The 20,399-nt window shown below is 49.2% G+C and carries 22 protein-coding genes; 8 read left to right on the top strand and 14 right to left on the bottom strand.

Annotated features, from left to right (window positions below):
• The first annotated feature begins 4 nt into the window (after positions 1-4).
• From L0M98_RS13995 to L0M98_RS13975, 5 genes are read left to right on the top strand one after another with little or no spacing between them, the layout of a single operon-like run.
• A complete protein-coding gene (locus L0M98_RS13995; protein ID WP_227216627.1) occupies positions 5-2,095 on the top strand; it encodes a TonB-dependent receptor in 2,091 nt (696 codons plus the stop codon).
• 4 nt (positions 2,096-2,099) lie between these two features.
• On the top strand, positions 2,100-3,239 hold the full coding sequence (locus L0M98_RS13990; RefSeq protein ID WP_004320576.1) for an ABC transporter substrate-binding protein: 1,140 nt from the start codon (positions 2,100-2,102) through the stop codon (positions 3,237-3,239).
• The gene (locus tag L0M98_RS13985) at positions 3,240-4,220 is read left to right on the top strand and encodes a FecCD family ABC transporter permease (RefSeq protein ID WP_004320577.1); all 981 of its coding nucleotides are present in this window, start codon (positions 3,240-3,242) and stop codon (positions 4,218-4,220) included.
• On the top strand, positions 4,217-4,975 hold the full coding sequence (locus L0M98_RS13980) for an ABC transporter ATP-binding protein (RefSeq protein WP_004320578.1): 759 nt from the start codon (positions 4,217-4,219) through the stop codon (positions 4,973-4,975). Before L0M98_RS13985 ends, L0M98_RS13980 begins: the two co-directional genes overlap by 4 nt.
• A complete protein-coding gene (locus tag L0M98_RS13975) occupies positions 4,972-5,568 on the top strand; it encodes a DUF2284 domain-containing protein (RefSeq protein WP_008765501.1) in 597 nt (198 codons plus the stop codon). Before L0M98_RS13980 ends, L0M98_RS13975 begins: the two co-directional genes overlap by 4 nt.
• 80 nt (positions 5,569-5,648) lie before the next feature.
• Here the strand turns inward: L0M98_RS13975 and L0M98_RS13970 are convergent, their stop codons facing one another.
• The 7 genes from L0M98_RS13970 to L0M98_RS13940 form a co-directional block, all read right to left on the bottom strand.
• A complete protein-coding gene (locus L0M98_RS13970; protein WP_005680020.1) occupies positions 5,649-7,049 on the bottom strand; it encodes an OmpA family protein in 1,401 nt (466 codons plus the stop codon).
• Between the two features lie 54 nt (positions 7,050-7,103).
• Positions 7,104-8,561 (bottom strand): MobV family relaxase, encoded by a 1,458-nt coding sequence (mobV, locus tag L0M98_RS13965; RefSeq protein WP_007482776.1) that lies wholly within the window; start codon positions 8,559-8,561, stop codon positions 7,104-7,106.
• A gap of 217 nt (positions 8,562-8,778) precedes the next feature.
• Positions 8,779-9,624 carry a hypothetical protein gene (locus tag L0M98_RS13960; protein ID WP_005680022.1) on the bottom strand — a complete coding sequence of 282 codons (846 nt, stop codon included), beginning with the start codon at positions 9,622-9,624 and terminating at the stop codon, positions 8,779-8,781.
• A complete protein-coding gene (locus L0M98_RS13955) occupies positions 9,614-10,204 on the bottom strand; it encodes a hypothetical protein (RefSeq protein ID WP_005680023.1) in 591 nt (196 codons plus the stop codon). Before L0M98_RS13955 ends, L0M98_RS13960 begins: the two co-directional genes overlap by 11 nt.
• Positions 10,195-10,596: a hypothetical protein gene (locus L0M98_RS13950; protein WP_005680024.1), complete on the bottom strand. Its 402-nt coding sequence runs from the start codon at positions 10,594-10,596 to the stop codon at positions 10,195-10,197. Before L0M98_RS13950 ends, L0M98_RS13955 begins: the two co-directional genes overlap by 10 nt.
• On the bottom strand, positions 10,593-11,039 hold the full coding sequence (locus tag L0M98_RS13945) for a hypothetical protein (protein WP_005680025.1): 447 nt from the start codon (positions 11,037-11,039) through the stop codon (positions 10,593-10,595). The genes L0M98_RS13950 and L0M98_RS13945 overlap by 4 nt, the downstream gene beginning before the upstream one ends.
• Before the next feature lie 27 nt (positions 11,040-11,066).
• Positions 11,067-12,116 (bottom strand): hypothetical protein, encoded by a 1,050-nt coding sequence (locus L0M98_RS13940; RefSeq protein ID WP_005680026.1) that lies wholly within the window; start codon positions 12,114-12,116, stop codon positions 11,067-11,069.
• Between the two features lie 238 nt (positions 12,117-12,354).
• Here L0M98_RS13940 and L0M98_RS13935 point away from each other — a divergent pair, with 238 nt between their 5' ends.
• Together L0M98_RS13935 and L0M98_RS13930 are read left to right on the top strand one after the other, a co-directional pair.
• The gene (locus L0M98_RS13935) at positions 12,355-12,966 is read left to right on the top strand and encodes a recombinase family protein (RefSeq protein ID WP_005680028.1); all 612 of its coding nucleotides are present in this window, start codon (positions 12,355-12,357) and stop codon (positions 12,964-12,966) included.
• Between the two features lie 263 nt (positions 12,967-13,229).
• On the top strand, positions 13,230-13,523 hold the full coding sequence (locus tag L0M98_RS13930) for an HU family DNA-binding protein (protein WP_255204174.1): 294 nt from the start codon (positions 13,230-13,232) through the stop codon (positions 13,521-13,523).
• Positions 13,524-13,610: 87 nt separating this feature from the next.
• Here L0M98_RS13930 and L0M98_RS13925 read toward each other — a convergent pair whose 3' ends face one another.
• The gene (locus tag L0M98_RS13925) at positions 13,611-13,991 is read right to left on the bottom strand and encodes a single-stranded DNA-binding protein (protein WP_005680031.1); all 381 of its coding nucleotides are present in this window, start codon (positions 13,989-13,991) and stop codon (positions 13,611-13,613) included.
• A 442-nt stretch (positions 13,992-14,433) separates the two neighbouring features.
• On the opposite strand from L0M98_RS13925, the gene L0M98_RS13920 reads away from it, so the two are divergent.
• Positions 14,434-14,691, top strand: coding sequence for a hypothetical protein (locus L0M98_RS13920; protein ID WP_008782444.1), 258 nt, complete (start codon positions 14,434-14,436; stop codon positions 14,689-14,691).
• Here L0M98_RS13920 and L0M98_RS13915 read toward each other — a convergent pair.
• The 6 genes from L0M98_RS13915 to L0M98_RS13890 form a co-directional block, all read right to left on the bottom strand.
• A complete protein-coding gene (locus tag L0M98_RS13915) occupies positions 14,675-14,932 on the bottom strand; it encodes a hypothetical protein (RefSeq protein WP_005680032.1) in 258 nt (85 codons plus the stop codon). The two genes, L0M98_RS13920 and L0M98_RS13915, sit on opposite strands and share 17 nt — an antisense overlap.
• Positions 14,916-15,275, bottom strand: coding sequence for a hypothetical protein (locus tag L0M98_RS13910; protein ID WP_005680034.1), 360 nt, complete (start codon positions 15,273-15,275; stop codon positions 14,916-14,918). Before L0M98_RS13910 ends, L0M98_RS13915 begins: the two co-directional genes overlap by 17 nt.
• Before the next feature lie 11 nt (positions 15,276-15,286).
• Positions 15,287-15,463 (bottom strand): hypothetical protein, encoded by a 177-nt coding sequence (locus L0M98_RS13905; RefSeq protein WP_005680036.1) that lies wholly within the window; start codon positions 15,461-15,463, stop codon positions 15,287-15,289.
• 19 nt (positions 15,464-15,482) lie between these two features.
• Complete coding sequence (locus L0M98_RS13900) at positions 15,483-15,776, bottom strand: hypothetical protein (RefSeq protein ID WP_005680037.1); 294 nt, start codon at positions 15,774-15,776, stop codon at positions 15,483-15,485.
• A gap of 948 nt (positions 15,777-16,724) precedes the next feature.
• Entirely contained in the window at positions 16,725-18,041 is a 1,317-nt protein-coding gene (locus L0M98_RS13895) for a sigma-54-dependent transcriptional regulator (RefSeq protein WP_172774807.1), read from the bottom strand.
• The gene (locus L0M98_RS13890) at positions 18,016-20,340 is read right to left on the bottom strand and encodes an ATP-binding response regulator (RefSeq protein WP_008766696.1); all 2,325 of its coding nucleotides are present in this window, start codon (positions 20,338-20,340) and stop codon (positions 18,016-18,018) included. Before L0M98_RS13890 ends, L0M98_RS13895 begins: the two co-directional genes overlap by 26 nt.
• Positions 20,341-20,399: the final 59 nt, after the last annotated feature.

Raw genomic sequence — 20,399 nt, 5'->3', positions numbered from 1 at the left:
CAATATGAAAAGACTATATCTGTTCTTCGCTTTGGCAGCATGTCTCCCCACGACACTCTTCGCGCAGCAGACGGAAAGCAAAAAGCGGTCGGACTGGCATCTTACCATACCGGAAGTCACGGTCATCGGACATCGGCCGATGAAAGAAATCGGTGTGCAGAAGACGAAGTTCGATTCACTCGCACTGAAAGAGAACATCGCCCTCTCGATGGCCGACATCCTGACGTTCAACTCGTCCGTATTCGTCAAGAGCTACGGACGCGCCACGCTCTCGACCGTCGCGTTCCGAGGAACGTCGCCTTCACACACGCAAGTGACATGGAACGGCATGCGCATCAACAACCCCATGCTCGGCATGACAGACTTCTCCACCATTCCGTCCTACTTCATAGACAACGCATCGCTGCTGCACGGTACTTCATCGGTGAACGAGACTGGCGGTGGACTGGGCGGTCTGGTTAAGCTTGGTACCACCCCCACCGTTGCCGAAGGGTTCAACGCCCAGTACGTGCAGGGCATCGGATCGTTCCGGACATTCGACGAGTTCGCCCGCTTCACCTACGGAAGCGAGCGGTGGCACATCTCCACCCGTGCGGTCTATTCTTCCTCGCCCAACGATTACAAGTACACCAACCACGACAAGAAGATAAACATCTACGACGAGGACAAGAACATCATCGGGCAGTATCACCCTAAAGAGCGCAACCGCTCCGGGGCGTTCAAGGACCTGCACCTGCTTCAAGAGGTCTATTACAACACCCGCAAAGGCGACAAATTAGGCCTGAACGCATGGTATATCAACTCCAACCGGGAACTTCCGATGTTGACGACCGACTACGGAGATGCAACCGACTTCGAGAACCGCCAGCGGGAACAGACTTTCCGCAGTGTCCTTTCGTGGGATCATATCAAAAGCAACTGGAAACTCGGCGTGAAAGGCGGTTACATACACACATGGATGGCCTACGACTACAAGCGTGAGGTCGCACCTGATAACTGGGCGTCGATGACCCGTTCCCGTAGCAAGGTAAATACGTTCTACGGGCAGGCTGAAGGTGAATACAGTCCGACAAAACGTTGGTTTTTCACCGCTAACGTATCGGCTCACCAGCATTTGGTACGCAGTGAGGACAAGAATATCATCTTGCAGGACGGAGGCAAAGCCATCGTGGGCTATGACAAAGGACGCGTGGAACTTTCCGGCTCCGTATCTGCCAAGTGGCAGCCGATAGACCGCTTGGGTATGTCGGTGGTACTGCGGGAAGAGATGTATGGTTCCGATTGGATTCCACTCATTCCGGCTTTCTTCATTGACGGTATCATTTCCCCGAAAGGAAATGTGATGCTGAAAGCATCCATATCGCGTAACTACCGTTTCCCAACTCTGAACGACCTATACTTTTTGCCGGGAGGTAATCCCAACCTGAAAAACGAACAAGGTTTCAGTTATGATGCCGGGGTGAGTTTCGATGTCGGCAAGAAAGGCATTTACAAGTTGAGCGGCGGTGCGAACTGGTTCGACTCCTACATCGACGACTGGATTATCTGGCTGCCCACCACCAAGGGCTTCTTCTCGCCCCGCAACGTAAAGAAGGTCCACGCCTACGGCGTCGAGGTCAAAGCGAACTTCGCCGTGCAGCCGGCGAAAGATTGGCTCATCGACTTGAACGGGTCCTATTCGTGGACACCCTCCATCAATGAAGGTGAGAAGATGTCGCCTGCTGACCAGTCAGTGGGCAAGCAGTTACCCTACGTGCCGAAGCACTCCGCATCGCTGACCGGACGGTTGTCGTGGCGGACTTGGGCGTTCCTTTACAAATGGGCGTTCTACTCGGAACGTTACACCATGTCGAGCAACGACTATACGCTGACAGGACACCTGCCCGAATATTTCATGAGCAATGTCTCGTTGGAGAAAAACCTGTTTTTCAAACCGGTGGACATCCAGTTAAAATTCGCCGTCAACAACCTCTTCAACGAGGACTACCTTTCGGTACTCTCGCGCCCCATGCCCGGCATCAACTTCGAGTTCTTCATCGGCATTACCCCGAAGTTCGGGAAAAACAAGAAAAAGTCCGAAAATACAAATATGTAACGATATGAAAGCATTAAAGAATTTAAGCCTGCTGTTGCTACTTGTATTGGCATTCACAGGCTGCCACAATAAAAGTTCAAAACTCGCCGATTTCAACCGAACGGTCTATACACCTGAATACGCTTCGGGGTTTGACATAAAAGGTGCAGACGGCAAAAAGAGCGTATTGGTTACCGTCACGAACCCTTGGCAGGGCGCCGACAGCATCACTACGAACCTGTTCATTGCCCGTGATGACGAAGAGGTTCCGGCGGATTTCACCGGTCAGATGCTCAAGGGGGATGCCGAGCGCATCGTCTGCATGTCCTCGACCCATATCGCCATGCTCGACGCAATCGGCGAAACGGGACGCGTAGTCGGCGTGTCAGGCATCGACTACATCTCCAATCCCGACATTCAGGCACGGCGGGACAGCGTTGGAGATGTGGGCTACGAAGGGAACATCAATTACGAACTGCTGCTCTCGCTTGACCCCGACCTCGTGTTGCTTTACGGCGTGAACGGGGCAAGCTCGATGGAGGGTAAGCTCAAAGAGTTGGATATCCCGTTCATGTATGTCGGCGATTACCTCGAAGAGTCTCCGCTGGGCAAAGCCGAATGGCTGGTGGCACTTTCGGAGGTTATCGGAAAACGGGCGGAGGGCGAAAAAGTATTCGCGGAAATCCCCGTCAGATACAATGTCCTGAAAAAGAAAGTAGCGGACAATATCCTCGACGCTCCGTCAGTCATGCTCAACACGCCTTACGGCGACAGCTGGTTCATGCCCTCGACCGAAAGCTATGTCGCCCGGTTAATCAAAGATGCCGGAGGCGATTACATCTACAAGAAGAACACAGGAAACGCTTCCGCGCCCATCGACCTCGAAGAGGCGTATCTGCTGGCCTCGCAAGCCGATATGTGGCTGCATGTGGGGATGGCGAACACGCTTGATGAACTGAAAGCCGCATGCCCGAAGTTCATCGACACCCGCTGTTTCCGTGGTGGACAGGTCTATAACAACAACGCCCGCACCAATGCTGCTGGCGGCAACGACTACTATGAGTCGGCGGTCGTAAATCCCGACCTCGTGCTGCGAGACCTCGTGAAGATATTCCACCCCGAACTGGTCGAGGAAGATTTCGTCTATTACAAGCAACTGAAATAGATGCGCTCCCGTTCCGCCATATTGTTTGCCATGCTGGCCGCCCTCACCCTTTTCCTGTTTCTGCTGGATTTGGCGGTGGGGGCAGTCGCCGTACCGCTCGGCGATGTATGGGCGGCTTTGACGGGCGGCGACTGCCCGCGGGCGACGGCGAAAATTATACTGAATATCCGACTGATTAAGGCGGTGGTCGCGTTGCTGGCCGGAGCAGCTCTGTCGGTCAGCGGTCTTCAGATGCAAACCCTCTTCCGCAATCCTCTTGCCGGCCCCTACGTGCTCGGCATCAGTTCGGGCGCGAGCCTCGGCGTGGCACTCGTCGTGCTTGCAGGCTTCGGTTCGTCGATAGGCATTGCCGGGGCGGCTTGGCTCGGAGCGGCGCTCGTGCTGGTCGTCATCGCCGCCGTCGGCCACCGCATCAAGGACATCATGGTGATTCTGATTCTCGGCATGATGTTCTCGTCGGGAGTCGGCGCGATTGTACAGATATTGCAATATCTCAGCAAGGAAGAATCCCTGAAAGCCTTTGTCATTTGGACGATGGGGTCGCTCGGCGACGTGACCTTCGACCAGCTTGCGGTACTCGTCCCGTCGATTATCGCCGGACTGTTGTTGGCGGTGGTGACGATCAAGCCGCTCAACTTACTGCTGTTCGGCGAGGAGTATGCCGTGACGATGGGGCTGAACATCCGACGCTCGCGCGGGCTGCTGTTCCTCTCCACGACGCTGCTTGCTGGTACGGTGACCGCCTTTTGCGGTCCGATAGGCTTCATCGGACTGGCCATGCCCCACGTCACGAGAATGCTGTTCCGCAACAGCGACCATCGGGTACTCGTACCGGGAACCGTTCTTTCGGGTGCGGCGGTGCTGCTTCTTTGCGACCTCGTTTCTAAAATGTTCACCCTGCCGATCAACGCCATCACCGCATTGCTGGGAATCCCCATCGTGGTGTGGGTGGTCTTGCGCAATAAATCCGTCACCGCATGATAAAGTTACACGATTTTTCCATAGGCTACGGCGAGCGCACCTTGCTCTGCGAGGTGGAAACCACCATAGAAAAGGGCAGGCTGACTGCCCTTATCGGGCGCAACGGCACGGGCAAATCGACACTGCTTCGAGCCATCGCCGGACTGAACCGCCGTTATACCGGCCGAATCCTGCTCGACGGGCATAACGCCGCCGATATGCGAGCAGCAGAAATGGCCAGAACGCTGGCATTCGTCACGACCGAGCGCACACGCATCGCCAATCTCAAATGCAAGGATGTCGTGGCTATCGGCCGCGCACCCTATACCAACTGGATTGGAAAGATGCAGGAGGTCGACAAGGAGATCGTCATGCGGTCGCTCGCCTCGGTGGGCATGGAGGCTTATGCGGAGCGCACGATGGACAAGATGTCGGACGGCGAGTGCCAGCGCATCATGATCGCACGGGCGTTGGCGCAGGATACGCCGATTATCCTGCTCGACGAACCCACCTCGTTTCTCGATATGCCCAACCGCTACGAATTGTGTACACTGCTGGCACGGCTGGCGCATGAAGAAAACAAGTGCATCCTTTTTTCCACGCACGAGCTGGATATCGCCCTCTCGCTTGCCGATGCGATAGCCCTTATCGACCCACCCCAGTTGTCGTATATGCCGACCGAAGAGATGCGCCGGAGCGGCTGCATCGAGCGGCTGTTCCGAAATAATTGTGTGACGTTCGATGCCACGACAGGATTCATAAAAGTGGGACAATGACTAAGGAATATATCATAGAGAATTTCACAGCAAATATCAGCGTGGACGAATATATTTCACGCTTCCGGGACGAAAAACGTTTTGTCGAATTTTGCAAACAATGCCCCAACTACGGTAATAGTTGGGGATGCCCGCCGTTCGATTTCGATACCGGAGAATTTCTGCGCCAATATGAATATGCCCACCTGATGGCCACGAAAATAATTCCGGTCGAGAAAAATATTCCGATAGACAGAACGCAGGAATTGATTAAACCGGAACGGCTCAGGATAGAAAGGGAATTGCTGGAAATGGAGCACAGATACGGAGGTCAGGCATTCGCCTATGTAGGAAAATGCCTATACTGTCCCGATTCCGAATGCGCCCGCAAATGCAACCGTCCTTGCCTGCATCCGGACAAAGTACGTCCCTCGCTTGAAGCATTCGGGTTCGATATGACACGAACACTCTCGGAACTTTTCGGGATAGAGCTGCTTTGGGGAAAGGATGGTATTCTACCGGAATATCTTGTGATTGTAAGCGGATTATTTCATAATTCGGCAGAAAATATTATCAGTCATACGAAGCGTAATCAGGATTCAGGAAACCTATAATCTTATTACCCTCATTGATAACAAAAGTCCCTGCAATCCGAATTATAGATTGAGGGACTCGATGAAAGTGAATGTAAAAACTAAAAGAACAACTCTACTTTCGTATGCCTGTTGACTTCGACCGGTACATGGTCGGCTATGCCGCCTCTGCTTACCTTGACGATGCGTTCGATCGGTATGCCACGCTTTTTCAATTCTGCAACGATATAATCCGCTCTCGATGTACTTAATGAACCATTAAGCACAGGAGTTCCAGTCGAACTGTCGGCCGCACCGGTTACTCTCAAGGATAATCCGTATTTCTTGGCCACGCGAGCCAGTTCATCAAGGTTAAGCATTTGGGAAGCATCCGTCAGGTGCGCCGTATTGAGGTTAAAAAAGAAATAGACAGGCGACCCGATGCAATTCCCGGCTTGTATGAGTTCCGTCCTTTCAGAGACGATTATGCCCGGTTTCTCGGCATCATCTCCGTTGTTGCCATATCCAATACTTGCAGAATCAAGCGGCGAGATTCCATCCCAATGCCGGTTTTTCAATCTTGCCCGTAGTGAGTTCAATCCGCTGTAATTATTTCTGGGATAACCTTGACGGCGGTCGGTCTCATCGTCATTAACCAGATGACCGTACTTGTCAAGCAATCCTTCTATTTCCAGAATTTTCTTCAATTCTGCGACCGTCCGTCGGTTGCGGTCGTACCAGTCTTTATAACGCTTGTTTTCTCCGGATAAGATATTGGCATGATCCACGAGCCACTCATTCTGACGAATGTAAGATGTCGCATCAACCGCGCGTTTCCAACCGACCTTTCCGAGATGAAACGTGAAACCGGCGGTCAGCGATACCATGTGGTCGCCGAGGCGGTTCGGGCGTCCGTAACCATCGAAGTCCTGAAAGGTGGTCGTGCCGGAGAGTTCCAACATGGCACTTACTCGTTTGGAAATCCGATATTCTCCCTGTACGCCATACGAAACAGTAAAGGGATTATTCCCGTTAGAGGCATTGTGCAACAGGCCGACACCGGCAAAGGGAGCAAGATTCCAGCGTACCTGTTCTTGCCGGGCATATCTGCAGCCAAGGACATTCCACAGCAGATCCGCATGGATATGGTGGTAGTCCTGATTGGACAATGTTCCATCTTTGAACTGCACACCGCTGTAATTGATACGTGCGCCGACGGACGGAGTGAACCATTTTCCGACTGCGAAACTGTACGAGGGTTTCAAGCGTCCGAAGAGGTCTTCGCAGCCGAGAGGTGTGCCGAGAAAGGCGGACGTACCCCCGGCAATACTGACAAACCAGTTGCCAGTCAGGGATGCCGGAAGTACCACTCCGTCAAGATAGACGGGCTGTATCGGTTGCAGTTCCTCCGAGACATTATAGTACGGTGTATGTTGTACAGTATCCACCTGTACGGGTTGTATACTTGCCTGTGCCTGCAACGTGCAAAGCACGGCCAATATAAAAAAGATTTGTTTCGTCATATTCCAATGATATTATTCGTTATACTTTTTGATTTGTCATGAGACGTATGCCACTTACCGTTTGGGTTTCTTGCCAATGGCCGGACGCATCATGCGGCTCGCCATCCTCATGCTGCGGAGTGCCCATGCACGGTTGTCCTCGTCCTCATCGCGCCCCCATTTCAGGTCGCTGCCGCCACCTCCGCCGCCACGAGTTTCGGCAAAAGTGGTGGCATCATCGACCATACCGAGAAACAGCATCGTCGCGCAGTGCATCACGTCTGTACCTTGTTCCGCTATGGACTGGACGAGCGAGCCGTCGAACAGTTGCCGTTCCGCCACGTCCATCTGTGCCGATACGTTCCTATACTCGCCGACCACATTTTCCAGCAGGACATCCTTGAGCAACGTGTCCACTTTGGAATGTATATCATGGGAGTATTTGTAGGCTTCCTCCTTGAGTTCCCCGGTACGTTCCTCAATGGCATCCATGTTCTCTTTCAGCTCGGCAAGCTGCCGGTCAGCCGTCTGTAACTTCTCCTGCTTGTCTGCCAGTTGCCTGTTGATGCCTGCCAGCTCTTTCTCCAGACTTTTAACTTGTGCGGCTAATTGTTCCGCATCGCCCTTGTTCGCTTTCAAATCCTGTTCGGCTGCCGATAGCAGAGCCTCTTTTTCGGCTTTCGACTTCTCAAGGTTATCGACCATTGTCGTAAGCCCCTTGACCCTGCGCTCTGCCAGACGGATGTCCGATTGAAGGGTTGCCAGCACCTTTTGGTGGCGGTCTATATTTTCCTCGATGGTCGTACATTCTTCCGATAGCATACGGCGGTATTCTTCGGTAGTCCTGTGCCGTGCGCCTGTTTCGGATATGCTTGTTCCTCTCGACATTCCCCACCTTGTATTGACTTCGGCGAAAAAGTCGGTATGAAGCTGTTTCATCCTTGCGCTGTATTCAAACTTGTCCTTTCCGGCGAATATTTCCTTGTACGCAAAGCGGCCGTCTTTGATTGGCAACAAAGTACAATGCACATGAGGGTTCAATTCGTCAAGGTGTACGATGAATGCGGCGATGTTCTGCTCGCCATATTTGCCACTCACGAATGAATAGACGTCTTTCGCCCAGCGTTCAATATCGCTCATTCTTTTGATACGGGTATTGTTCGCACCTTCATCAAAATCCACGTTCTGCGTGCCGAACGCGAGTTCGTGCATCCGCTTACGGGAACCGCCGAAAATGAAGTTCACCACCGTGCGGTACTTCGGTTCTGCCAGTCCTTCGTTGGGGTCTTTGATTCCACGCCTCTCCAATATGTCCGCCATCCGTTCGGGAATGTTGCGGCTCGTGTCAATGGGACGTACCTTGCCTCCGGGCGCAATCTCGAAGTTCAGGTGTTTGCGTGTGGGGTCGTAATTCCCCTTATTCATAGCGTACTTTTCCGCCCTTTCACTGCGGTCACGCAAATGTTCGTTGCTTTGGGCTGCGGTGATGCCTTTCGACACCTGCATATCAAGTACCTGTTTTTGATCTGCCATACTCTTTTCGTGTTGTTTGGACAATCCGTCCTGTCCCAGCTTGCTGCTTGCCCGGACAGCCTACCGACGGTCGGAGACCTATCGGGGTATTAGGCTCCCCCTTCCCTTTGTTTCGTGGCAGACGGGCAAGCCCGTGTGCCTCCTATAACCGGCAGGATAACCGTTAAGGGATGGAGGTGGATTGTTCGCGTTATACAATCTGTTTTCGACTCCCGGTTCAATCCACCATCGCCTGTGCCTTTGCCAGAAGCGATAAAAAAGGTTTGCGAAGCGATTTGAGGCGTTCTTGGTCTTCGTCCATGTCGAAGTCCGTCACTGATGCCTCGGTGTCGAGAATCAGCCCGGCGAGGTCTTTGGCGGACTCGATGAAAGCAGCCCATTCTTCACCGAGGTCAAACCGGAAGAAATCCACAAGCGGCGAACTGTCATCGAATCTCGACTTGTGCAGGATTTTTTGCAGGGCGGCGTGGGCGATGCAGCACAAGGCTGTTTCACGATGTTCCGTGACCAAAGTGCCGGAATGTGCGGAGGTCGTGTTGGAATGGGTGTCCAAACAGAGTCCGGTGTCACGGTCGGCAATTTCAGTCTTTGCCAGACTTACGAGTTGTCCACATATTACGCCAGTTTCGGCAGCGGTCGTTTTGCCGATTACCCAATCGGACAATACCTCACGGAGCTGTCTGGCAAAGTCCGGCTGCTCCTGTGCATTGCGGGGCTGTGCTGCCTGACCGGATTGTACGGTCATGGTAATGACCACGCTTTTGGGAAGCTGGATGCGGGTCAGCAAACCGAATGCCTCCATTGCACTCAAAAAAGAACGGACGGTAGCCCTGTGCCAATGCCACTCCGATGCGAGGTCGGAAACGGTCAGGTGGCACTGGTTGGGTTGCAGCACGTAGGCCTTCTTTCTTAAAAACGGAGAAACGAAACCTGCCAGTGATTTGTCCAACAGGTCACAGTACGCTTCGGTGCGTGTTTTGCGTTCATCCCCTTTCTCCTTGAGATATTCGAATACCTCCCTGTCTGCCAATATGGAAACAGGTATCTTTTGGTTATTTTTCATTTTCATTCGGTTTTAATGATTCATATTGTGCGGATATATCAGTGTTGCCGCTGTCCGCTTCATGCGGCAGATTTGCGTGATGATTCTCGTGATAGGATTCTGACAACATTCCGGGATGCTTTGCCCATCCGGAAAGTGTGTCCGTATCCTTGCATTCGGACATGACCCGAACGGAGGGATAGAACAGGGCTGCCAGAAGAAGATAGGCAATGGTTATCGCCAAGGTGTACAGATGCGGCACAAAGCCGATGACCAGTGCGCCCGATGCGAGTGTGACAAATGCACGGGGGCGGTCAAGCAACCTGCGTAACCAGTTGTCCGTCCGTCGGAACGAAAACATTGCGGCACAGACACCGGTAGAGAGTAGGATTCCAAACTCACCCATATGTCCACAGGCATATACATAATGGAAAAGAAGCAGGCATATCAGCCATACTTGCACATACAGTTTACGGGCGTTGCCGCTTCGTGCCATTGCCATGTAAAAGGGTGTCATGAACCGCTTGTTGTTCTTGTACAATGACATTGATACCCCGAAAGGTATCGCGCAGAAAATGAGTAGCAGGATATTCAGTAACATAAGTAATAGGGCTTTTCGGGTATGGGAGTGGGACGCACAATGAGTTCCAACTGGACAATACCGTATGTCGCCAGCCGGATAAGGGTTTCGGCATCCTTGGGCGAAAAGTACATGGCCGCTTTCTTGATGCGCTGCTTGAATGTAATGTCTTGCTTTCGGTAGATGGCCAAAGCCTTGTCCAGTTCGTGTTCGGGAATAGTCCATGTCGTACCCTCGGCGTGTATGCCGTTCGTCTTGAAGGCACGCAGTACCAATGTACGGGAAACGAGGTAGTCGGTGCGGTCGGTTCTTGAGATGATATGCTCCTTGTAGAGATTGTCATCGGCAACCTCTATCCACGTCCGGTAGGCATTGATGCAATAGACCATCTGTCGGTATAAGGTGTTTCTCATATAAAATTCATCAGCACGTCGGACTTGTCTTTCTTGTATTTCAGGAACCCGCTTTTGGAGTGTAGTTCCAAGTCGAGGCATAAGTCCCCGTACATCTGCTCCAAAGAATCATAGATGGTGACAAGGATGCTGTTTACATTGCCCTCCGTATCCGTCTTGGCGTTCATCTTGAACATCTGTCCGAAAGCGGGATTCGAGTATGCACAAGTGCTGTGACCGAATTTTTCCGTCCGCATCGGAATATGGTGGTAGAGCGTGATCAACTCCATGTCGTCCTCGAACATATCCATTACTTCGTCCAGTTCGTAAGGGGTGCGCAACGGAAACGTAAGCAGCACATAGTCGCCGTAGAACTGCGGTTCTTCCATCGTCGTCACATCGAGCAACTGCGGAAGTTGCAGGGGGACGAATGCCATGAAGTCATTATAAAAATGTCGTAACATATTCATATCTTTTTCTGTTGTTATATTTTACAGCGTGTGTATGAATGCCTCCATCAGCATTCCGGGCAGCTCGTCCAAGCGGTTGTCTCCGGGGTGCAGCATCCTGCCCAACTCCCTGAAAGCGTCGGGTGTCTGCGAGGCAAGCATATCGAGTTGCTCTCTTTCTTCGGCTGAAAGCAACGCCAGGCAGAAACCGTCCAACGACGAATAAGGCTGGAGAAGCATCCAGATGTAGGCTTGTGCCTGTGCCGGTGTCTTGACTTTTTTATTGCAGATGTCGTCGATACAGGTTCGGATATTCTGAATCAGCCTGCGGTTGGTGCGCATGGCCAGATAAATCATGGCATTGCGATAGGTGATGTCGTTCCGTTCGGCGGCAAGGAATATCTGTGCACAGCATCGTTCCGTGTCATGAGTGATGTCGGAAAGATTCTCGCCGTCGAAATCAGGCAGACGTGAAAGGAATGCCCGGTACACGGCATCCTCCTTTTCGATAAAGGTCGTCAGGTCTGCCATACAATGAATACCGTAATCAATCGTTTCAGCAAGGGTAGTTCGATAAGTGGCAAGAATGTGTTGTCGGTTTCTCTGACTGACGGGCCGGTTATCCAATGAGGCAAAGAACGGTCGGATTGTTTCAGCCGCACGATGCAACTCTTTGTCTTCAAGATGCGGTGAGATTTGTTCTTTTACCCACAGTATATCCTTATAAGTGCGTGTTTGAGACAGCACCATCCGTGAAAATTCCATGCGGATGGAATCATGTATCTGTTCACACTCTTCTCTTACAGTGGAATGAAGCCGGCCAAGCGTATCACATTCGAGATGCAGGAATACGGAATCCCTCAATGTTTGCCATTGCTTGAGGTGTCCGGCCAATTCTTTAATGGAGAGTTTTTTCTGCCTGCGTATGTCGGACAGGTATTCCCTGTATGTTCCGGCAGGGTCATTCTTGGCTTTCGCCAATCGTTTGCCATTGCCGTTGTCGCATGACGCGCATAGGAATATGGCAATCGAAACGGCAATTATTTTGGCAAAGATTATCGGCTGTTTTAAGTTCGATTTTAATGTTTTCATACTATATCATTTCGTACTATTTAGTGCAAAACTATATATTATTTTTGATACTTCGCATCCGAAAAACCGTATTTTGTGCATTTTTTAATATCGTACTTAATAGTATGATTACCAATGAAAACAAGTGAAGATAAAACACGTGGAAATGTACGATTTTCGTTTTTTAATATAGTATGATTCATATACTCGAATAAAACTTGTATATTTGCACTTGTTATCATGAATATTGTATATTGATATGGCAAAAGTCGGTTATATATTCGAGGCTAATTCCTACGATGCGTTTGATGCGGATAAGGAATGGATGCGCCAATATGGGTGTGTACAGGTGGTTGAAGAATCGGTCGGACACGAGACGCTTAGGCCGAGATGGAAACAACTGATGTCGAATCTTGAAAGAGGAGACGAATTGGTGATGTCAAAATTCAGCAATGCCGTTCGTGGTTTACGGGAACTATCGGCATTGATTGAGCTATGCCGCATCAAGGTCGTGCGTATTATCTCCATTCACGATAAAATTGACACCGACAACAAATTGTTTCCGGACACGACACCGGCGGAAGTATTGGCCATGTTCGGGGCATTACCGGAGGAAGTGGCTGTTTTGCGGAAGTCGTCGGATAAAATTATACGCCTGCAGCAGAGTATCAGTATTCCGATTTCCAAAAAAAGTATGAGTAAAACTGAACGGGACAAAAAAATCGTGGATATGTATAACAATGGGTATTCAATCCGTGATATTTGGAAAGAAAGCGGTGTCCAAAGTAAAAGCACCGTGTACAGCATTCTCAATAAATACAAGGTTCAGCTTAACCGAACACCGGGACGAGTGCCGGGCATCCGGAAATAGAACTTATAAATCAATATGGATATTGAAAATCAATAGATTGCTTGCGTAATTCATCGTTTTTTCGTATCTTTAAGTTGGATATAACTATATAAAAACAAGACCTATGGGAGATATTATAATTTTATTGCTGGTGTTCTTGGTAGTGGGCAGGCTTTTGAGGGGCGTGTTCGGAGGATTCAGCAAAAGCAGTTTTCGGGATGACAAATAACTCCGGATTGTTGTAACTGGCAGATATTTGTTAATTTTGCACCGTATTCATAAAAATCAAGAACAATATGACAAAAGCGGAAATTGTCGCTCAGATCTCACGGCAGAGCGGAATAGAGAAAACGGTGGTGATGACTGTGATAGAATCATTCATGGAAAATGTAAAAGAGTCGATGGTTGCGGGAAACGAGGTGTTCTTGCGCGGGTTCGGTAGCTTTATCATCAAACGGAGAGCTGAAAAGACGGCCCGGAACATTTCGAAGAATACGACAATTAAAATTCCCGCTCACAATATCCCTGCATTCAAACCTGCCAAAGCATTTCTGAATGCGGTAAAAGAGAACAAGTAGAGTATAAAAGTACAGATGGTGCAACAACACCGTAATGAGTAAAACAAAAGCGACCCGAAGGCCGCTTTTGTCGTGATAAGGCAAGGATTATTTCTTGCCTTTTTTCGCTGGTTTGGCCGGCTTTTCAGGAGTTTCCTCCTTCTCGACGGGCGGATAGAACTTGACGGCGACCATCACGATACGGTTGTGTTTCACACCGCTTTGGTCGCTCCATTCTTCGGGCTTGAAATACCCCTCGACGGTCAGCATCGTACCCTTGGTCAGTTGGTCGAACGACCCGGTGTTCTCGTTTTTACGCCACGCCTCAAAATTCATAAAGGCGGAAACGCGTTTGGATTCCTCGCCATTATTCTCCAATCGGCTTACTGCCAGAGGGAAACGTGCTACACTTGCGTTGGTGAACTGACGGATTTCTGCATCCTTTCCTACGAAACCGGTTACTACGAAATTGTTTTCAATCTTTTTCATAATGAATTGTTTTTAGAAGTTATTAAATCAATTTTACGCTGCCTCAAAAAGTAGGTGCAGTTAAGGGGATGCACCAAGGCCGGACGCATCAATACTCTTTATTTTTGTCCGTAGGCAAAACCGGAAGGCTCGATAAAGGAAGATTGTACGGCTGCGCCATTGGTCAAGACTTCCAAAGTCGTTCCCGTCTGCATACTATCTTTGCATCGGAAAATGATGATGACTTCGGCGGAAAACTATTCTGAAAATGAGCGGAAAACCGTAGTTGCAGGGGAAGTGAAAGTGCAATCCGTCCACCGGCACAATGGTGCGCGTTTCGGCTGTAAGTCCGCAGAATCGGCAGGTATTTTCGTGTAATTCGGTCGGACTGAATTGAGGTGGCTACAAACAGAACACTGAACTGACAACAGGTTGCGGTACCGCAGAAGGGAATATCAACGAAGTGGCGACAAAAGGCGGAACGGGATATCGGGGTACTGCCATGTTCCCGTCCGGCAGAAAGAAAAGGGGACAAAAGGGAAAAAGGAAAGAACCCTGCTTTTCGGAAAAGCGGACGGAGCTTTTCACGAATGGCTGTTTTTTACAAAAGGATATGGCGCAGCCAAAAGAGAGAGATAGATGTAAAAAAGGGAATGCGGCGTGGCAGGAATGGAAGATTATCCCGTTCCTGCCTGCCTGTATCATCAAAATTCTGCCATGATTACCCGATGCTCGAAAATCTTTTTTTGATTACTGGGACGTCTTTGGCAAACCCATAGGTGATGCTTGCCATAGCCGAAGACGAAATAATCATCAAGGCGTGTTTTTTCTTGTAGGCGTTCCATGCCGGTACGCAGTTCCGCTTCATCGGTTGAGAAAAGAATCGTGTTGATGATACGGAAGTAGAGTTCTGTTACCTCGTCACAATAAGGACAAAAGCTATGCTCAATCGTTGCTTTCATGTTTCTTTGATTTTAATTCTACTTCTACTATGTCTTCTATTCGACCATACAGGACAGAGCGCAACGCTGTTTTGTCAATGGCGTAATACTCGGCGATATGTCCGTGCTGTTTTACGAAATATCGTTTGAGAACATCGGAGAAATCAAAGAAGTAGCCCATCAATGCGATACCTCTTTTGAAATGGATGCACTCTTTCACGTTTCGGGTAATCCAGTTCTTGTCTTCACGGCTCAACTTGTCTCCGTTATCAAGTTGTTCCCGTAACTGGTAAACCCTGCTGTCTTTCAGCTTCTCTAATTCGGGTACGTCCCATTGGACGAATTTCATTGCTATCTGCTGCATCGCTCTTGTATTTAATCGTAAATAATCACTTCATCACGATACTCGACCACCTCTTTGCCACTACTAAGACGCACCACTATTTTATTGCCGAAGTCGCCGACAACTGTTCCCTCAGAGTAGCCTTTATAGGGGGTAAGCAAGGTGCAGTGCGCACCTATAATTTCGCTATTTTCTTCGTATTCGTACATAAGTCATGTCATTTTACGGTTACAACTTGATATCCCATTTCCCCTGTGAGAAGATTCTGAAGCTCACGTATTCGTCTGTAAATTCGTAGGACAGAATTTTGATATAAGTTTTGTCTTTGGCTTCCAACGAAGCTATCAGTCTGTCGATTTCTTCTTCCGGATAAACCCAACGAGAGGTAAACTCCGCATCCACGCTATCGCTGTGTCTATTGACAAAGCCGTCGAAAGTGTCATCCAAGAATGCCTCTATCTTGTCGAGGTCTGCTTTGTTTTCCGTCCTTGCGTAGAAAATGTTTGTTGCATAGTTTGCCATAATCCTAAGTTTTAAGTTTTTTATTTTCCCTCTTTTAGCATTTCAGCTACTTTCGGGCTTGATTGAAAATTATGTCGCCTCAAAAGGTGTTATGGCTCTTTATGCAGGGTTTCACGACCAAATACGACCTCTGCAAAGCGGAGCGTGGAGATTTTGTCGGGAACCGTCAGGCTGTGACCTTGAATACAAGAAAGACATGACAAGTACCTTTGCGACACAATTCTCATCAGGCAGACCGAAAGTTGGGATGCGAGGATAGAATGCCTATGGCAGAAGTTACGATAAAAGGAACTTCCGTAAAATTGGGATGCAGCGAAAAAAGAAAATATCGGTGCGATTATCTTCTCTTTTGACTGTGAATATAAAAGTAAGGGGGAGAACTTCGGTAAAGGTTTAGTTTAGTCTATTAGCTTATATATATGCTAAACTAAAGTAAACTAAATATAGGCAGATATATTGGACTGCCTGTATAGGTGTTTTGAGGGAAATGGTTACCTTTGCAAAAAACAATGTTCCTTGAAAGAAACAGAGATTTGTCCTTTTTTCTTTTGGCTGTGGTTATTCATCCATAGATGACTGCAACAATCACTCTTGGCGAGAGGATGAAAATCGTGTGAAAAGACTTGGAAAAATACTCAAAGTACGAACAAGTGAAGAGAAAGAAAGGTAGTGCAAACAAAAAAACAAGAAAATAAGATAATTCGTGTTTCTGTTCCTAATTTGTTTCTTGATAAAAACACATCACAATATAAACTATTAATTTACAAGATATTATGATGTGAAATTTTGAGATATAACTAAATTTACCAGATTCCCATTAGGACGCTTGCGGTCTTATGTCTATATATAAACAGCGACTGCCCGTTAGACAGTACGCCGCATTTTTTGCTATTTAAGTGCAAAAGTACACATATTCAGTGACATTTGCACTATTTTTAGTCGTTAAATTCATTTCAGCCCGTATTTCTTCATCTTCCTGTACAGTGTTGCCGGGTTGATGTTCAGCATTCCAGCCGCTTGTTCCCGGTGACCGTTGCAGGCTTTGAGAGCCCTGATAATGCTTTCTTTCTCAAATGCTTCACCTTTCAGAGGCAGGATTGCAAGTGTGTCTGTTTCCTCATTTCTACATACACAAACAATTGTTTCCAATCCGTCCACGTCAAGCATCGGAGACTCAGAGACCAGTACGGCACGCTTGACACGGTTTCGGAGTTCACGCACGTTGCCCGGCCACCGGTAGGCAAGCATCCTCTGTTTGGTCTCTTCGGTAAATCCTTGCGTAGTCCTTTTCAGTTCTTTCGAGAAACGTTCACGGAAAAACTCCGCCAACGGAATGATATCTTCCGGGCATTCCTCCAGGGAGGGCTGCCGGATCTCAAACTCGTTCAGACGATGGTAAAGGTCTTCCCTGAACCGTCCCTCCTTGATGGCCTGTTCCATATTCTCGTTTGTCGCGGAAATGACCCTGACATCCGAAATCCGTTCCCTGCCGCTTCCTATCGGGGTATATACATTCTCCTGCAATACTCGTAACAGCATGGATTGGATTTCATGCGGCATCGTGCCTATCTCGTCAAGGAACAGCGTACCGCCTTTCGCCAGGTCAAAATATCCGGTCTTTGCCGTGTCCGCCCCGGTGAACGCGCCTTTCTCATGCCCGAAGAACAGCGAGACTGCCAGCTCGCGTGGCAATGCGCCGCAGTTTACGGCGACAAAAGGCTTGCCATACCGTTCGCTGTTGTCATGGATGGTCTGCGCCACCGACTCCTTGCCGGTCCCGTTGGCCCCGAGTATCATCACGGACATATCGGACGGGGCGACCAGTCTGGCGAATTTCTCCACTTTCAGGATCATGGGACTTATACGGCGGAACAACTGCCGTTCCTGCTTTCTCACGGTGGCTACCGGGTGGAACACATCTTCCGCCAGTTCCAACAGATGTTCCCGGTGTACCGGTTTGGGCAGGTAGTCCCTGGCTCCCAGTTTGATGGTACGCACAACGTCCGGGACGGAAACGAATTCGGTCGTTATGATGAACGGGATGTCTTTCTTCTCCTTGCGCAACCATTCCAACAGGGAAATGCCGTCGCCTTCCGGCAAACGCACGTCCGACAATATAAGGTCGAACTGCGTTTTGCGTATCAACGAGCGGGCTATCGGCTCGCTCATGGCTGTCACAGCGTCATAACCGGCCCGGGAAAGCCAGTCTTTCTGTATTTGCGACAGCCCCACGTTGTCTTCAACTATCAGTATCTTCCGTTTCATTTGTCAGTCTTTTTATCTCGGCTTCCGCCGCCTTGATGAGCATGGCGGTGCTGTCTATTATCTGCCGGGTATATTCTTTTAACTCTTTATCGCTTGTTTTACTGTCTTTCAACAAAGCACGGTAAGCCAGCAGGGGCTCTTCCATCCGTAGGAACTCCCACATCGGTTGCATACGGTGGGTGATTTCACGCAACTTATGCCTGTCGCCGTTTTTCATGGCGGCATCAAGTTCTTCTCGGTCTTTCTCTGATTGGGATATAAGAGAAAGCAGTGCCTTGTGCTTGTCATTGACCTCTGAAAGGACCAAACTGAAATCAACCTCCGGTTTTTTCTCCCGCCTGTCTGTCTTCATCCTCGAAAGCAGGCCGAGCAGTTCCGAGGATGAAAACGGTTTATAGATGTAGTCCGTAAATCCGGCATGGAGAAAAGCTTCCTTGTCCCTGTCTCCGCGTGCGGTCATGGCTACAATAGGGATGGTACGGGAGTTTCCGATGTTCGAGTTGCGCAATAGGGTTAATAAATCAATACCGTTGGTACCCGGCATTTGAATGTCGGAAAGCAGCAGGTCATAATCCTTGCCCCGCATCGCCTTGACCACGTCCTTGGAGGTTACGCAGGTAGTACAATTCATCCCGTTACGCTCCAGCATTTCCTTTATCACATTCAACAGCATCGTGTCGTCATCAATGACAAGTACATTCCGAGGCAAATGTGCCGGATGTGGAATTATCAAGTTCTCGCTCTCTACCGTTTCATCCGTGGTTTTCAATGGAAGTGTAACACGGAACGTGCTACCCTGGTCAATGCCGCTCGTCACGTCTATTGTCCCGCCAAGCAGGTTGACAAGACCTTTTGTTATCGGCAGGCCCAATCCGAAACCCTCCGCGTTTCTGACGGAACCCAATCGTTCAAACGGGCGGAAGATACGTAAAAGCGCATCTTCACTCATGCCTATGCCGGTATCCTTGATTTCCAACACCAACTCCCCTTTGTTATAACGAGCATTCAAGCTGATTGTGCCGGTTTCTGTAAATTTGACGGCATTGCTAAGCAGGTTGTCCAGAATCTGTTCGATACGGTCCACGTCACCGCAAAGCTTGACATCGGTACCGGTAAAATCGTGATTGAATAGGATGCCTTTGTTATTGATTACGTGGGAGAAGCCGAAGGCAATGCGTTCCAACAGGGCATTCAGGTTGAACGGCACATCGTTGCGGGTTTCCTTGGCCTCGTTCAGGCGGTACACGTCCAGCAGGTTGTTAAGCAGGTGTACAACGTGCCGGCACACGATCCTGATGTTGTTCAGGTGCGTGTTCCTGCGTTTCTTTTCACGGGTATCCACGGCAAGTTCCGCACTGCCGCTGATTACGTTCAGAGGGGCGCGGATGTCATGAGAGATTGTCAGGATGATATTCTTCCGCATTTCTAACAGCGCGATGTTCTGCTCTATCGTTTCTTCCAGATGCTTCCTGTTTTTTGCCTTGACCTTAATATCCCGTTGTATGACAAGATACGAAATGAACAACAGGATGATTGAGAATATAATCAAGCCGGTAATGACCAAAGTCGAATGTTCGTAGGAAGCTTTCAGACGCTCTTCCTTGCTCCTGAAGGCGTTCCATGTCTGCTCATCCAGACTTGTAATAAGTAAACGCAATTTCCGGTTGAGTTCCCTATTGCACAACCGCAGGCTGTCCGTATAAGTTTCTATGTCCCGTTTCCGTTTATTCAACAACGAGATCAGTTCCTTATCCGGTGCGGTTTGCCTGGTTGTAACAACCGGCATCTGTACGGTTTCCTTGCCACCGAAGAATCCGGCGATACCTTTCTTCTTTCGGGTAACGGTCCGGGTGGTTGTCTGTGTCGTTACAGTCGGTTTTTGATGAAATAGAAGGCTATCCGTTTTCTTTTGTTCTCGGGTCGCTTCCATTATTTGAAACAGATGGTCTTCTTTAGCTGCTAACAATGTACGAAGAGAATCTATCTGTTCGGGTTGTATGAAATCCTTACATTGTGTACGTAATGTTTGCAGCATGGAATCAGTCCGTACACGTCGTTCCCGGTAAGCCCCAGAATCCTCATCATTCCATACCATGACGGATTCACCATAAGTTACTAACGTGGTCACATAGCGGTGTGTGGTATTGATATTGTGCTGGGTTTGAAAAATAGCGATTGATTCATTCTCTATTTTCTGTACACGACTACGCTCGTGCAGAACAATAGCGACCATGCTGCCAATGATCGCCATTAAAAGAAAGTATCCTATAAATATTTTATGCTGCAAAAGTATTTTCATTGGCTTGATATTTTACAATCCAAATATTGCTTTCGTACAATATCTACATGCGGCAGAAT

The organism is Butyricimonas sp. DFI.6.44 (genome assembly GCF_022132345.1).
Classification (GTDB): domain Bacteria; phylum Bacteroidota; class Bacteroidia; order Bacteroidales; family Marinifilaceae; genus Butyricimonas; species Butyricimonas muris.
This window is presented reverse-complemented; position numbering and strand designations above follow the sequence as displayed.